The organism is Mycobacterium gordonae (assembly GCF_001417955.2).
Classification (GTDB): domain Bacteria; phylum Actinomycetota; class Actinomycetes; order Mycobacteriales; family Mycobacteriaceae; genus Mycobacterium; species Mycobacterium gordonae_B.
In genome coordinates, this window is sequence record NZ_LKTM01000363.1 from 16,518 (window position 1) to 30,006 (window position 13,489).

Sequence of the window (13,489 nt, forward strand, 5' to 3'; positions counted from 1 at the left end):
CGCGTTGCGTCACCGCCGCTTCCACCGCGGGCAGCGACTGTCATTGGCCAGCAACGGATTTCGACGCGTATAATTAGTCGGCGGCGAGCCCCCCACCGGGCGCGCCGTTACTCACTCGTGATTCAAAATTCATGCTGAGTCGCCGGATTTTGTTGTGTGCCTCCGCTCGGAGGATTTACCGTGTGTTAACTATCAGTTTCAGCGCGGCGGCGCCGGTGGCGTCGGCCGGGCGGAGGAGGCATCGACGGTGACCAACACCGGGTCGGAATCGCGGGTCGGGTCACTCTTTGGTCCCTATCAGTTGGTGCGCCTGATCGGCCGCGGCGGGATGGGTGAGGTGTACGAAGCCGAAGACACCCGCAAGCACCGGGTGGTGGCGCTCAAGCTCATCTCGACGCAGTTCTCCAACAACCCGGTGTTCCGATCCCGTATGCAGCGGGAGGCGGACATCGCCGGCCGGCTCAATGAGCCGCACATCGTGCCGATTCATGACTACGGCGAACTCGACGGGCACTTCTTCGTGGAGATGCGCCTCATCGACGGGGTGTCACTGCGGTCCATGCTGACCCAGTTCGGGCCCCTCACCCCGGCCCGGACGGTCGCGATCATCCGGCAGGTCGCGGCGGCACTGGACGCCGCACACGCCAGCGGCATCACACACCGCGACGTCAAGCCGGAGAACATCCTGGTGGCCCAGAACGACTTCGCCTACCTCGTGGACTTCGGCATCGCCCGCGCGGCGCACGACCCCAACCTGACCCAGAGCGGGATGGCCGTCGGCACCTACAACTACATGGCTCCGGAACGGTTCACCGGCGACGACGTCACGTACCGGGCCGACATCTACGCGCTGGCCTGCGTGCTGGGCGAGTGCCTGACCGGGGCGCCGCCCTACCGAGCCGACAGCGTCGAGCGCCTGATCGCCTCGCACCTGATGGAGCCGGTGCCGCGGCCCAGCGTCCTGCGCCCGGGCCGCGTGCCCGCGGCACTCGACCACGTGATCGCCAAGGGCATGGCCAAGAACCCCAACGACCGGTACATGACCGCCGGCGACCTCGCGATCGCCGCGCACGAGGCGCTCAGCACGCCCGAACAGCGCCAGGAAGCCACCATCCTGCGCCAGGGTGACAACGAAACGCTGATGCTTCCCGCGGTCGACCCGGGTGCGGGCGGCTGGTCCAGCCAGGGCGGCTCGGGTTCCTACCCGAGCAGTCCCGCGACCATGCGGGCCCCGGTTCCGCAGTTCCGCACCGGCGACGAGACGATGGCGCAGCCACTGCCGTCCAACACCGGCGGCTGGCGGGAGAGGCCCCAGAACAACTCGGATCAGTTCACCCAGGCCGCCCCGGTGGCCGCCGCCGGCTGGGCCAGTCATCCCGGCGTCGCCCCGTCGGGTCCCGTCCCCATGCGTCCACCGCCGTACCAGCAGCCATCTCAACCGCACCCGACGACGTCGCCGGCACCGCCACCGAAGCCGAAGAAGTCACGCAAGGCGCTGATCATCGGCGCCGCCGCCGCGGCCGTCCTGCTGGTCGTCATCGCGGCCACGGCGTTCTTCCTCAGCGGCTCCGACGGCAACGGATCCTCGACCCAGAGTGCAACCGGCCAGCAGGTGATGCCGTTCAACGGCCTCAATTTCCGTTTCGCCCCGGGCGGGGTCGCGGTCGACCCCAGCGGCACCGTCTACGTGACCAACCAGACGATGTACGGCCGCGTCGTGACGTTGCCGGACGGATCCACCTCGCCGACGGTTAAGCCGTTCAACGGGCTGTACGAACCGCAGGGTATCGCCGTGGACGCGGCCGGCAAGATCTATGTCAGTGACTTCAACAACCGGGTGGTGGCACTCGCGGGCGGGTCGAACAACCAGGTGGTGCTGCCGTTCAACGGGCTCAACTACCCAGAGGGCGTGGCGGTCGACCCGCAGGGCAACGTCTACGTCGCCGACCGCGGCAACAACCGGGTGCTCAAGCTGGCGGCGGGCAGCAACGCGCAGACCGAGTTGCCGTTCAACGGGCTGAAGAATCCCGACGGGGTGGCCGTCGACAGCGACGGCAACATCTACGTCACCGACACCGACAACAACCGGGTACTGAAGCTGGACGCCGGAACCAGCAACCAGTCCGAGTTGCCGTTCACCGGCATGAGCGCGCCGTGGGGGATCACCGTCGACGGCGCGGGCAACGTCTACGTCACCGAGCATGACAACAACGTGGTGGCGAAGTTGCCGGCCGGCGCGACCGCCTCGGTTGAGTTGCCGTTCTCCGGCCTGAACACCCCGCTGTCGGTGGCCGTGGACAAGAAGGGCAACGTCTACGTCGCCGACCGCGGCAACGGCCGGGTGTTGCGTCTCCCGCCCGGCTCGTGAGCCGGCTCAGCGCCGCCGGGTGGCCAGGAACCGCATCCCCGCCGCCGACAGGTTGATCACGGCGACGATGATGATCAGGGTCAGCGCCGCACCCCAGACACGCAGGAAACCGGCGTGTTCGGGGTTGGTGAGCTCGGTGTAGATCAGTAGCGGCAGCGATGCCATGTTGCCGTTGAAGATGTCGTAGTTGATCGACCGGCTGTAGCCCACCAGCACCAGCACCGGGGCGGTCTCGCCGATCACTCGGGCGACCGCCAGCAGCACGCCGGAGATGATGCCCGGAGTCGCGATCGGCGCCACGATCCGCACGATCGTCTTCCACTTCGGAACGCCCAGTGCGTAACTGGCTTCGCGCAATTCGTCGGGCACCAGTCGCAGCATCTCCTCGGTGGAACGCACCACCACCGGCAGCATCAGCAGCACCAGCGCCAACGACACGGCGAAGGCGCTCTGCTGCAACCCGAGCGTGGCGATCCAGAGGCTGAAGATGAACAGCGCGGCCACGATCGACGGGACCCCGGCCAGCACGTCCACCATGAACGTCGTCACCCGCGCCATCCGACTGGTCCCGTATTCGACCAGATAGACCGCGGTCATCAGACCCAGCGGCACCGCGATCACCGCCGCCACACCGGCCTGCGCCACGGTCCCGTACAAGGCCTGGTACACGCCGCCGGTGAATTCCTCGGGCAACACACCCCGCAGCGAGTGCGTCCACCAGTCCATCTGTACGACCGCGTGCCAGCCGCGCGCGATCACCACCGCCAGCAGCCATACCAGCGGCACCAGCGCGATAAGGAACGAGGCGACGAAGAAGCCGGTCGCGACGTTGTTGGTGATCCGGCGCCGCAGACTCAGGTGCCGGTACAACATCGCCTTGACCGGCTGTTCGAGCGCGGTGGCACTGACCTGGCTCACCCGTTGACCTTTCCGCCGGCGATCGCGCGTGCCGCAGCGTTGACCATGAAGGTCAGCACGAACAGTGCGAATCCGGCCGAAATGTAGGCGCCAGTCGGCAGCGGCGCACTGAATTCTGATGCGGCAGAGGCGATTTTGGAGGCAAACGTGTAGCCGCCGTCGAACAGCGACCAATTCCCGGGCTTGGCGGCCGATCTCAGGATGATCAGCACCGCCACCGTTTCGCCCAACGCACGTCCCAGACCCAGCATCGAGGCAGCGATCACCCCGCTGCGGCCGAACGGCAGCACGGTCATCCGTATTACTTCCCACTTCGTCGCGCCCAGGGCCTGCGCGGCTTCGATCTGCATCGGGGGGGTCTGGCGGAACACCTCGCGCGACACCGAGGTGACGATCGGCAGGATCATCACCGCCAGGACGATGCCGGCGGTGAAGATCGTGCCGCCCCCGGCGAGCGAGACGTTGCCGCTTTTGAACAGAAACAGCCAGCCCAGGTTCTTGTTGAGGACGGTGGCAACCGGCAGCAGTTTCGGCGCCAATACGAAGATGCCCCACAACCCGAAGATGATCGACGGGACCGCGGCCAGCAGATCGACCATCGCCCCGAACGGCCGGGCCAGCCGCTTCGGGGCGTACTGGGTGACGAACACGGCGATACCGACGGCAATCGGGACCGCCAGCGCCAGGGCGGTGACCGAACTGAGCACGGTGACCATGAACAGATCGCGGATCCCGAAGGCCAGCTTGTTGGCGGAGGTGTCGAACTGCGCGCTGGTGAAGAAGTTGGCCTGATTCGCCTGCAATGACGGAATCGCCTTGATCAGCAGGAACACCGCGATCAGCACGATCGCTACCACGATGGTGCTCCCGGCCGCCGAGGCGACCAGCTGAAACAGGCGGTCCGCCCGCCGTGCCGCGCGCGCGTCTACCTCCGCTAGCGCATGCTTAGCTAGCGGGGCTTTGACCACGTGAACCTCAGATCAGGAGATCGCGTTGACCGCGGTCGACAGCCTCGACTTGAACGAGTCCGGGATGGGGACGTAACCGTTGTCACCCAGCCCATTCTGGCCACCGCCGATGGTCGACTGCAGGAACGCCTTCACCGCCGTCCCGACCTGCGCGTCCGGGTACTTCGAGCAGACGATCTCGTAGGTGGCCAGCACGATCGGGTACGAACCGGGCTGCGTGGGCCGGTAGAACGAGAGCGTGTCGAGTACCAGGTCGTTGCCCTGACCAGAGATCGTGGCGCCGGCGATCGTCTTGCCGACGGAGTCGGTGCCGATGGCAACCGGCTCCGGACCGGCCGAGGTGATGATCTTGGCGATGTTCAGGCGCTGGCCCTGGGCGAACGACCACTCGTTGTAGGTGATGGATCCTTCGGTGCTCTTGATGGCCGCCGAGGTGCCGTCGTTGCCCTTGGCGCCTTCGCCGACGCCGCCCTTGAAGGCCTTACCGGCGCCCTTGTCCCACGCGCCGTTGGAGGCCGCGCCCAGGTAGCGCTGGAAGTTGTCCGTGGTTCCGGACTCGTCGCTACGGAACACCACGTGGATCGGCGTGGCGGGCAGGTTGGTGCCCGAGTTGATGGCCGCGATCGCCGGGTCGTTCCAGGTGGTGATGGCGCCGCTGAAGATCTTGGCCAGGGTGGTCCCGTCGAGGTTCAGCGAACTGACGCCGCCGATGTTGTAGGTCACCGCGATGGGGCCGAACACCACCGGCAGGTTCCAGGCCGGCGCGTCGCCGCAACGCTTCTGTGCCGCCGCCGCCTCGTCCTTGCCGAGCGGAGAGTCAGAGCCACCGAAATCGGTTTGGTTGCCATTGAATTCGCTGATTCCGGCACCGGATCCGTTGCCGGTGTAGTTCAGCGTCTGGCCGGGACAGGCCGATTCGAAGGCCTTGACGAACCGGGTCATCGCGTTGGCCTGCGCGGTGGAGCCGCTGGCCTTCAGCGTCTTCTTGCCACCGCAGCTCACGCTGCCCGACGAGCCGCCCGACGTTCCCTGACCTCCCCCACCGGCGTTGTTGTCACTACCGCACGCAGACAACACCAGTGCACCCGAGGCCAGCACTCCGAGCGCGGCGCCAAATCGGTTGAGTTTCAATTCACTTCCTATCGGTAGATATGAAACATACTAACCGCCGCCCCTCCGCCACGGCTTGTCCGACCAGACCCTTTCCTCACTCCCTTGCCGCTACATTAACAACAGGTAACGGCCGGTGAAAGAGTCGACGAAAGCGACGTTGCGCCACTCGCCGCCTCGCGCCCCACCAGCAGGCTCGCTGGAGCCGCCCCGGGCCGGCCTGTCCGTGTTGTCCAAAGATATTGCCGCTCATAGATTTTCGTCGCCACCATTTGAAAGCCGAGCGGGAACGAACGAAGCCGGCGAGCCGCGACGCCGTCCTGGCCCCGGGTGCCTCGACCTACAACATTGCCGTTGAGTTCGTCGAATGACCCGTTGTTTTCGTTCCCCGATGTCCCCGATTCGACGGTCCCGACCATGCTGACGACCCCATCTGATAATGAGTCGGTCCGGCCCAATTTATTTCCGCGAATGTATTGGCACCCGACATTAACCGAGACGCCGTTGCTGTCGCTTCGCTCACCCGTGTTGACCCCGCCGCAGCGCGAGCGTTGCGCGATCGGATTCCCGGCAGCCCACGAAACTTGCTGGATCAGAACCGATTCACCCACATCACCGTTAAGAACCGACGGATGGAGGCGATGCCACAGCGGTGCGGCAAGATCCGTGACCCGCAGGCGCCTTTACTTTGCCAGTGCTTTTGTCCAGCGTCTGTGCATCGCATTTGTGGACCCGCGCTAATGTCCGTCGTAATGCGGTGCACCCTTCTGCATATACCGTGTCCATTAGTTTTACAGTGACCGCTGGTCACATAACGTTTCGATAACAAAGCCATTCTTGGGCGCCGTTATTCGCGCCTTCCCCGCTAGCTTGGGCGCTTACGCGCTCGGCTCAAAGACGACCGGCAAGAGCCTCGCGCTCGGGTTTCGTCGCGGCGCCCCGGCATTGCCCGCCGGCGCCGAACTGTCGGCAAGGGCAACTAACGATGGTCGAAAAATGCTTATACGGAGGGGGTTTCGTGATGCGCACCGACACGGGAGGCTCAGCGTGGCACTGGTAGGACGCTACCTCATCGACACCAGCGCCGCCGCCAGGATGTCCCACCCGGAGGTGTCACGCCGGTTGCGCGCACTGCTCGCCACCGGGGTCGTCGCCACCACCGCGTCGCTGGACGCCGAAGCGTTCGCCGCGGTTCCCGGACAGGACGAATACGAGGAACGGTTGGCAGACCACCGCGCAACCCGGGAATACCTGCCCACCAATGACGAGCACTGGCACACCGCTCTGGGCGCGCAGCGAGCGCTGGCGAAGACCGGCGTGCACAACACGGTCGACATCGCCGATCTGCTGACCGCCGCGCTCGCGTCGGCTCACAAACTCGTCGTGGTGCACTACGACGACTGTTTCGAAACGGCAGCAACGGTATTGACGTTCCAGCACCGGTGGGTGGTGCCGCGCGGCTCTCTTTAGGGGCCTGCTGCGTTACGTTTCCGGGGCGGTGTGACAAACTAGAACCTGTTACAGAATTCTCCCGGGACGGCGCCCCCGTTTCGGCCGTCAACTGAAACGAGGCCCTCGTGATCCTCGACAGGTTCCGTCTGGACGACAAAGTCGCAGTCATCACCGGAGGCGGTCGCGGCCTGGGTGCGGCCATGGCCGTGGCGTTCGCCGAAGCCGGTGCCGACGTCGTCATTTCGTCCCGAACCCAATCCCAGTTGGACGAAGTGGCCGAGCAGGTTCGCGCGACCGGGCGCCGCGCCCACGTCGTCACCGCCGACCTGGCGCATCCGGAAGACACCGCCAAGCTGGCCGGTGCGGCCGTCGAAGCGTTCGGGAAACTAGACATCGTCGTCAACAACGTCGGCGGCACGATGCCCAACACGCTGCTGACCACATCGACCAAGGACCTCAAGGACGCCTTCACGTTCAACGTCGCCACCGCGCACGCCCTCACCGTCGCGGCCGTGCCGTTGATGCTCGAGCACTCCGGCGGCGGCAGCATCATCAACATCACCTCGGCCATCGGCCGGTTGGCCGGGCGGGGCTTCGCCGCCTATGGCACCGCCAAGGCCGCCCTGTCCCACTACACCCGGCTGACGGCGCTGGACCTGTGCCCGCGCATCCGGGTGAACGCGATCGCGCCGGGGTCGATCCTGACCTCGGCGCTCGACGTCGTGGCGGGCAACGAAGAGCTGCGGGCCCCGATGGAGAAGGCGACACCACTGCGCCGTCTCGGTGATCCGCTCGATATCGCCGCTGCCGCAGTCTATTTGGCCTCACCCGCCGGCGGCTTCCTGACCGGGAAGACGCTCGAGGTCGACGGTGGCCTCACCTACCCCAACCTCGACATCCCCGTCCCGGATCTCTAAGGAGCCGATAATGGCAATACGCGTCGTCCAACTCGGCACCGGCAACGTCGGCGTTCATTCACTCAAGGCTCTGATCAGCAACCCGGAATTCGAGCTCACCGGCGTCTGGGTGTCCTCAGATGCCAAGGCGGGCAAGGACGCAGCCGAGCTTGCCGGCCTCGACGGGTCCACTGGCATACTGGCGACGACCGATCTGGATGCCGTGCTGGCCACGCAACCGCAGTGTGCCGTCTACAACGCCATGGCGGACAACCGACTGCCCGAGGCGCTGGAAGACTACCGGCGTGTCCTGGCGGCCGGGATCAATATCGTGGGCAGCGGCCCGGTCTTCCTGCAGTACCCATGGCAGGTGCTGCCCGAGGAGTTGATCAAGCCGATCGAAGACGCTGCGCGCGAGGGCAATTCGAGCCTGTTCGTCGGCGGCATCGACCCCGGCTTCGCCAACGACTTGTTGCCCATGGCCTTGGCCGGTACCTGTCAGAGCGTCGAGCAGGTCCGTTGCATGGAGATCGTCGACTACGCCACCTACGACAGCGCCGTCGTCATGTTCGACGTGATGGGCTTCGGCAAGCCACTCGATGAAACTCCGATCCTGCTGCAACCCGGGGTGCTGAGCCTGGCCTGGGGTTCGGTGGTCCGGCAACTTGCTGCGGGACTTGGTATTTCGCTCGATGAGGTCACCGAGAAATACGAACGGGTGCCGGCGCCCGAAGCCTTCGACATCGCGTCGGGCCACGTCCCCGAGGGCAGTGCCGCGGCGTTACGGTTCGAGGTGCTGGGCATGGTCGGTGGCCGGCCCGCGGTAGTGCTCGAACACATCACCCGATTGCGTGAGGATCTGTGCCCGGAGTGGCCGCAGCCCGCGCAGCCCGGGGGTTCCTATCGGGTCGAGATCACCGGTGAGCCGTCGTACGCCATGGACATCTGCCTGAGCAGCAGGCGCGGCGACCACAATCATGCGGGGCTGGTCGCGACCGCGATGCGGGTGGTCAACGCGATTCCTTCGGTGGTCGCTGCCGCGCCCGGCATTCGGACCACCCTGGATCTGCCGCTGATCCCGGGGCGGGGTCTCTACCTGCCGGCTGACTGATCGCCCCCGGCGGTGGCAGTTGCTGACGGCGGTATTCTCACCGCGAAAACGCCACCACCAACCCGGACGGGCAGGTAAACAACCTTGACTTCAGCAGACGGTCTCCGCGCCCTGTTCATCAACGCCACCCTCAAGCGTTCTCCCGAACTTAGCCATACCGACGGCCTGATCGAGCGTAGCTCGGGCATCATGCGTGAGCAGGGCGTCGAGGTCGACACCCTGCGCGCGATCGACCACGACATCGCCACCGGCGTGTGGCCTGACATGACCGAACATGGCTGGCAGTCAGACGAATGGCCCACTCTGTACGAACGGGTGCTGGCCGCCGACATTCTGGTGCTGTGCGGACCAATCTGGCTGGGCGACAACAGCTCAGTGATGAAGCGGGTGATCGAGCGTCTCTACTCGTGCTCGCATCTGCTCAACGACGCCGGGCAGTACGCCTACTACGGACGGGTCGGCGGATGTCTGATCACCGGCAATGAGGACGGCGTCAAGCATTGCGCGATGAACATCCTGTACAGCCTGCAGCACCTGGGGTACACGATCCCGCCGCAGGCCGACGCGGGGTGGATCGGGCCGGCCGGCCCGGGACCGTCCTACCTCGACCCGGGGTCGGGCGGTCCAGAAAATGACTTCACCAACCGCAACACCACCTTCATGACCTACAACCTGATACACGTCGCGCGGATGCTGAAGGCCAACGGCGGCATACCGGCCGAGGGAAACCAGCGCACGCAGTGGGACGCCGGCTGCCGCCCGACTTTCGCCAACCCGGAATACCGCAGCTAGGACGGGCGATGCCGGCGGCGAACCAGGTTTCGGTTAACCTAACTTTTTACTTCGAACAGTAGGGATAGGTCGCGACCTTGGCGCAGGAGACCACTGTCACGGACAAGGCAGGCTCGGACCGCGCGGGCTGGTATCTGCTGGGGCCTGCGTTCGTCGCCGCGATCGCCTATGTCGACCCGGGAAACGTCGCGGCCAACGTGAGCTCGGGCTCGAAGTTCGGGTATCTGCTGCTGTGGGTCATCGTCGCCGCGAATGTGATGGCCGGCCTGGTGCAGTATTTGTCGGCCAAGCTCGGGCTGGTCACCGGGCATTCGCTGCCCGAGGCGATCGGCCGGGGCATGGGCCGTCCGGCCCGGCTGGCCTACTGGGCCCAGGCCGAGATCGTAGCCATGTCAACCGATGTCGCCGAAGTGATCGGCGGGGCCATCGCGTTGCGCATCCTGTTCGGGCTGCCGCTGCCGATCGGCGGGCTGATCACCGGCGCCATCTCCCTGGTGCTGCTGCTGATCAAAGACCGGCGCGGCCAGCGCCTGTTCGAGGTGGTCATCACGGGCTTGCTGCTGGTGATCGCCCTGGGGTTCACGGCCAGCTTCTTCGTCGCCACGCCGCCGGCCGGGGAGGTGATGTCCGGCTTGGTGCCGCGCTTCCAGGGAACCGAAAGCGTCTTGCTGGCCGCCGCCATCCTGGGCGCCACCGTGATGCCGCACGCGGTCTATCTGCATTCCGGTCTGTCCCGCGACCGGCACGGGCAGCCCGAGGCGGGTGCCGCCCGGCGGCGGTTGCTGCGTGTCACCCGCTGGGACGTCGGCGTGGCGATGGTGATCGCCGGCGGGGTGAATGCCGCGATGCTACTGGTCGCTGCCTTCAACATGCGCGGCCACGGAGACGTGGCCTCCATCGACGACGCGTACGCCGCGGTACGCGACACGATGGGGCCGATAATCGCGGTGCTGTTCGCGATCGGCTTGCTCGCCTCGGGGTTGGCGTCGTCCTCGGTGGGCGCCTACGCAGGGGCGATGATCATGCAAGGGCTGCTGCACTGGTCGGTGCCGATGGTGGTGCGACGCCTCGTCACCTTGGGTCCGGCGATAGCGCTGCTGGCATTGAACGTCGACCCCACGAGAACCCTGGTGCTCTCCCAGGTGGTGCTGTCGTTCGGGATCCCGTTCGCGGTGCTGCCACTGGTCCGTCTGACCGCCAACCGAAAGCTGATGGGCAGCGATGCCAATCATCCCGCCACGACGGTCGTTGGTTGGGTGGTCGCGGTGATGATTAGTCTGCTTAACGTGGCACTGATCTATCTGACGGTGACGGGCTGAATGCCGGTCCGCCGGCACCTTTACTTCGCATACGGATCCAACCTGTGCGTGCGACAGATGGCGGCACGCTGTCCCGATGCCGGTGACCCGCGCCCGGCGGTGCTGTCCGATCACGACTGGCTGATCAACGAGCGCGGCGTGGCCACGGTCGAACCGTGCCCGGGAAGCGAAGTGCACGGCGTGCTGTGGCGGCTTTCCGACCGTGACCTGACCGTCCTGGACAGCGCCGAGGGTGTGCCGGTGCGTTACCGCAGGGATCAGCTGGATGTGCACACCCCATCGGGACCCTCGCCGGCGTGGGTGTACATCGACCACCGGGTGACCCCCGGACCTCCCCGGCCCGGTTACCTGTCACGCATCATCGATGGCGCCAATCACCATGGGCTGCCGCAACGCTGGATCGACTTTCTGCACCGCTGGGATCCGACGCGGTGGCCGCATCCCTTGTCTGCCAACGGGGATGGGCCGCAGTCGCTTTCAGAGTTATTGAGCGAGCCGGGCATGGTGGAGGCAAGCCGGTTGCGGTCGCGGTTCGGATTTCTCGCCATCCACGGCGGCGGTCTGGAGCAGATGACCGACGTGATCGCCGAGCGGGCCGCCCGGGACGCGGACGCGTCGGTGTACGTGCTGCGCCATCCCGACCGCTATCCGCACCACCTGCCGTCGTCGCGGTTCGATCCGGCCGAGTCTGCCCAGCTGGCGGCGTTCCTCGACCACGTCGACGTCGCTGTCTCGCTGCACGGGTACGGCCGTATCGGGCGCGGCACGCAACTGCTGGCCGGCGGGCGTAACCGTGCACTCGCGTCGCACGTGGCAGGACATGTCCAGTTGTCGGGGTATGAGGTGGTCACCGATCTCGAGGCCATCCCTGCGGCGCTGCGGGGCTTGCACCCGGACAACCCGGTGAACCGGGTACGGGACGGTGGGACGCAGCTGGAACTGCCGGTTCGGGTCCGAGGTTTGAGCCCACGCAGCCCCCTCCCGGGCGCTGATGGTTGGTCACCGGTGACGGTCAGTTTGGCGCAAGGTTTGGCAGCGGCGGCCCGTTCGTGGCAGTCGCCTTCGGAGTGATGGAGGTTGTTGGTGGACAAGGATTTCCGATTCGGCTTGAGCATCCGCTACTTCAGGTCGCGGGAGGCGCTGGTGGACATCGCCAAGCGGGCCGAGGATCTCGGATTCGACGTGCTCTGCGTGCCCGACCATCTCGGTGCGGCCGCGCCGTTTCCCACGTTGACGGCGGCGGCCATGGTCACCGAGCGGATCCACCTGAGCATGTACGTGCTCAACGCCGCGTTCTACAAGCCGGCGCTGTTGAGCCGCGACATCGGGGCACTGGACATTCTCAGCGACGGACGCCTGGAGGTGGGACTCGGAACCGGTTACGTCCGTGAGGAATTCGAAGCTGCCGAGTTGCCATACCCGAGCGCCGGAGCGCGCGTCGACTATCTGCAACACATGACCGAATACTTGACCGAGCATCACCCGCGGGTGCCGATCATGATCGCCGGCAGCGGCGACCGGGTGATGACGCTGGCCGCCCGGCACGCCGACATCATCGGGCTCACCGGCGCGAAGGTGCGCGACGTGGAAGACCCGCTGGCCGAGCGCATCGAGTTCGTCCGCACCGCGGCGGGTGATCGGTTCAGCGCGCTCGAACTGAACCTCGTCATCACCGCGGTGCCCGGCCCGGACGAGACCATTCCCAACCTGTCTTTGACCAGGCGCAACGCGCCCGATCGCTCCGATGAGGAGCTGCTGGCCATGCACTCGGTGCTGAGCGGATCCCCTCGCGAGATGGCGGAAAAATTGGCAGGGCATCGGGAGAAATACGGCGTCACCCACTTCACCGTGCAGGACAACCACATCGACAACTTCGCCAATGTGATCGCCGAACTGCGCTGATCAGTGAGCGGTCTCCGGTCGGGGCCGCGCCCGGTAAGCTCAGCCCGTCGCCCCCGTAGCTCAGGGGATAGAGCACGGCTCTCCTAAAGCCGGTGTCGCAGGTTCGAATCCTGCCGGGGGCACCATCTGACCAGTGCAGATGTAATCCCGCACAAGATTTGCACAATTAGCCAGCGGCGTAGCTCCAATCCGATTGGAGACACCGCGTGACCACCACTGAAACCCCAGCCCCAGCGCTCCCGCCTGGTGCTGATCGTTCGACAGGGTTCGATTCCGATGGCCTACGGGTGGTGTTCGGCCCCCGGCATCCGGTCAGGGCGGAAGGCCGGATCGTCACGGCCTGCATGCAGGACCATGACGGGAGGATCGTCGTGTCCGGGGAGGAAGCCCCCGGCGTCATCGTCGTCTGCGATGAAGGTCTGACGCCGGCCGAGGCCCGCGAGATGGCCGAACGGCTTATCGACGCCGCGCGTCTAGCTGAAACGTGGACGGTTACGTGGAACAGGGACCTGAAACGGAAATCAGGACTCGCCCACCCCTGCCGAAACGCTCAGGCGGCCCAGCGATGACAAAAGTGGCTCTTCGCAGATGAGGGTGTAGGGGTGCTCGGCGCGTCGTTGTCGGGATAGGGGTCGAGGTCTTCCGAAGATGGG

Annotated in this window: 12 protein-coding genes and 1 tRNA gene; 10 read left to right on the forward strand and 3 right to left on the reverse strand. The window is 65.9% G+C overall.

The features are described from left to right. Positions 1-247 precede the first annotated feature (247 nt). Positions 248-2,368, forward strand: a complete 2,121-nt coding sequence (locus tag AO501_RS29675; RefSeq protein WP_055581168.1) for a serine/threonine-protein kinase PknD — start codon at positions 248-250, stop codon at positions 2,366-2,368. Between the two features lie 6 nt (positions 2,369-2,374). Here AO501_RS29675 and pstA read toward each other — a convergent pair whose 3' ends face one another. From pstA to pstS, 3 genes are read right to left on the reverse strand one after another with little or no spacing between them, the layout of a single operon-like run. Further along, a complete protein-coding gene (pstA, locus tag AO501_RS29680) occupies positions 2,375-3,241 on the reverse strand; it encodes a phosphate ABC transporter permease PstA (RefSeq protein ID WP_055581169.1) in 867 nt (288 codons plus the stop codon). Positions 3,242-3,282: 41 nt separating this feature from the next. Beyond that, entirely contained in the window at positions 3,283-4,254 is a 972-nt protein-coding gene (pstC, locus tag AO501_RS29685; protein ID WP_055581158.1) for a phosphate ABC transporter permease subunit PstC, read from the reverse strand. Between the two features lie 12 nt (positions 4,255-4,266). Next, positions 4,267-5,385, reverse strand: coding sequence for a phosphate ABC transporter substrate-binding protein PstS (gene pstS / locus AO501_RS29690; protein WP_055581159.1), 1,119 nt, complete (start codon positions 5,383-5,385; stop codon positions 4,267-4,269). Positions 5,386-6,411: 1,026 nt separating this feature from the next. Here pstS and AO501_RS29695 point away from each other — a divergent pair. From AO501_RS29695 to AO501_RS29735, 9 genes are all read left to right on the forward strand, one after another. Continuing rightward, positions 6,412-6,834: a PIN domain-containing protein gene (locus AO501_RS29695; RefSeq protein WP_055581160.1), complete on the forward strand. Its 423-nt coding sequence runs from the start codon at positions 6,412-6,414 to the stop codon at positions 6,832-6,834. Positions 6,835-6,941: 107 nt separating this feature from the next. After that, positions 6,942-7,733: an SDR family oxidoreductase gene (locus tag AO501_RS29700; RefSeq protein WP_055581161.1), complete on the forward strand. Its 792-nt coding sequence runs from the start codon at positions 6,942-6,944 to the stop codon at positions 7,731-7,733. 10 nt (positions 7,734-7,743) lie between these two features. Beyond that, on the forward strand, positions 7,744-8,823 hold the full coding sequence (locus AO501_RS29705; RefSeq protein ID WP_055581162.1) for a diacylglycerol kinase: 1,080 nt from the start codon (positions 7,744-7,746) through the stop codon (positions 8,821-8,823). Positions 8,824-8,907: 84 nt separating this feature from the next. Further along, positions 8,908-9,615: a flavodoxin family protein gene (locus tag AO501_RS29710; RefSeq protein ID WP_055581163.1), complete on the forward strand. Its 708-nt coding sequence runs from the start codon at positions 8,908-8,910 to the stop codon at positions 9,613-9,615. 77 nt (positions 9,616-9,692) lie between these two features. Further along, positions 9,693-10,934 carry an Nramp family divalent metal transporter gene (locus AO501_RS29715; protein WP_055581164.1) on the forward strand — a complete coding sequence of 414 codons (1,242 nt, stop codon included), beginning with the start codon at positions 9,693-9,695 and terminating at the stop codon, positions 10,932-10,934. Then, positions 10,935-12,005 carry a poly-gamma-glutamate hydrolase family protein gene (locus tag AO501_RS29720; protein WP_055581165.1) on the forward strand — a complete coding sequence of 357 codons (1,071 nt, stop codon included), beginning with the start codon at positions 10,935-10,937 and terminating at the stop codon, positions 12,003-12,005. Between the two features lie 6 nt (positions 12,006-12,011). Next, positions 12,012-12,836: an LLM class F420-dependent oxidoreductase gene (locus AO501_RS29725; RefSeq protein WP_082658923.1), complete on the forward strand. Its 825-nt coding sequence runs from the start codon at positions 12,012-12,014 to the stop codon at positions 12,834-12,836. A gap of 49 nt (positions 12,837-12,885) precedes the next feature. Then, positions 12,886-12,961: transfer RNA gene (locus AO501_RS29730), tRNA-Arg, on the forward strand. 81 nt (positions 12,962-13,042) lie between these two features. Then, entirely contained in the window at positions 13,043-13,405 is a 363-nt protein-coding gene (locus AO501_RS29735) for a hypothetical protein (protein WP_156452852.1), read from the forward strand. The last annotated feature ends 84 nt before the right edge of the window (positions 13,406-13,489 follow it).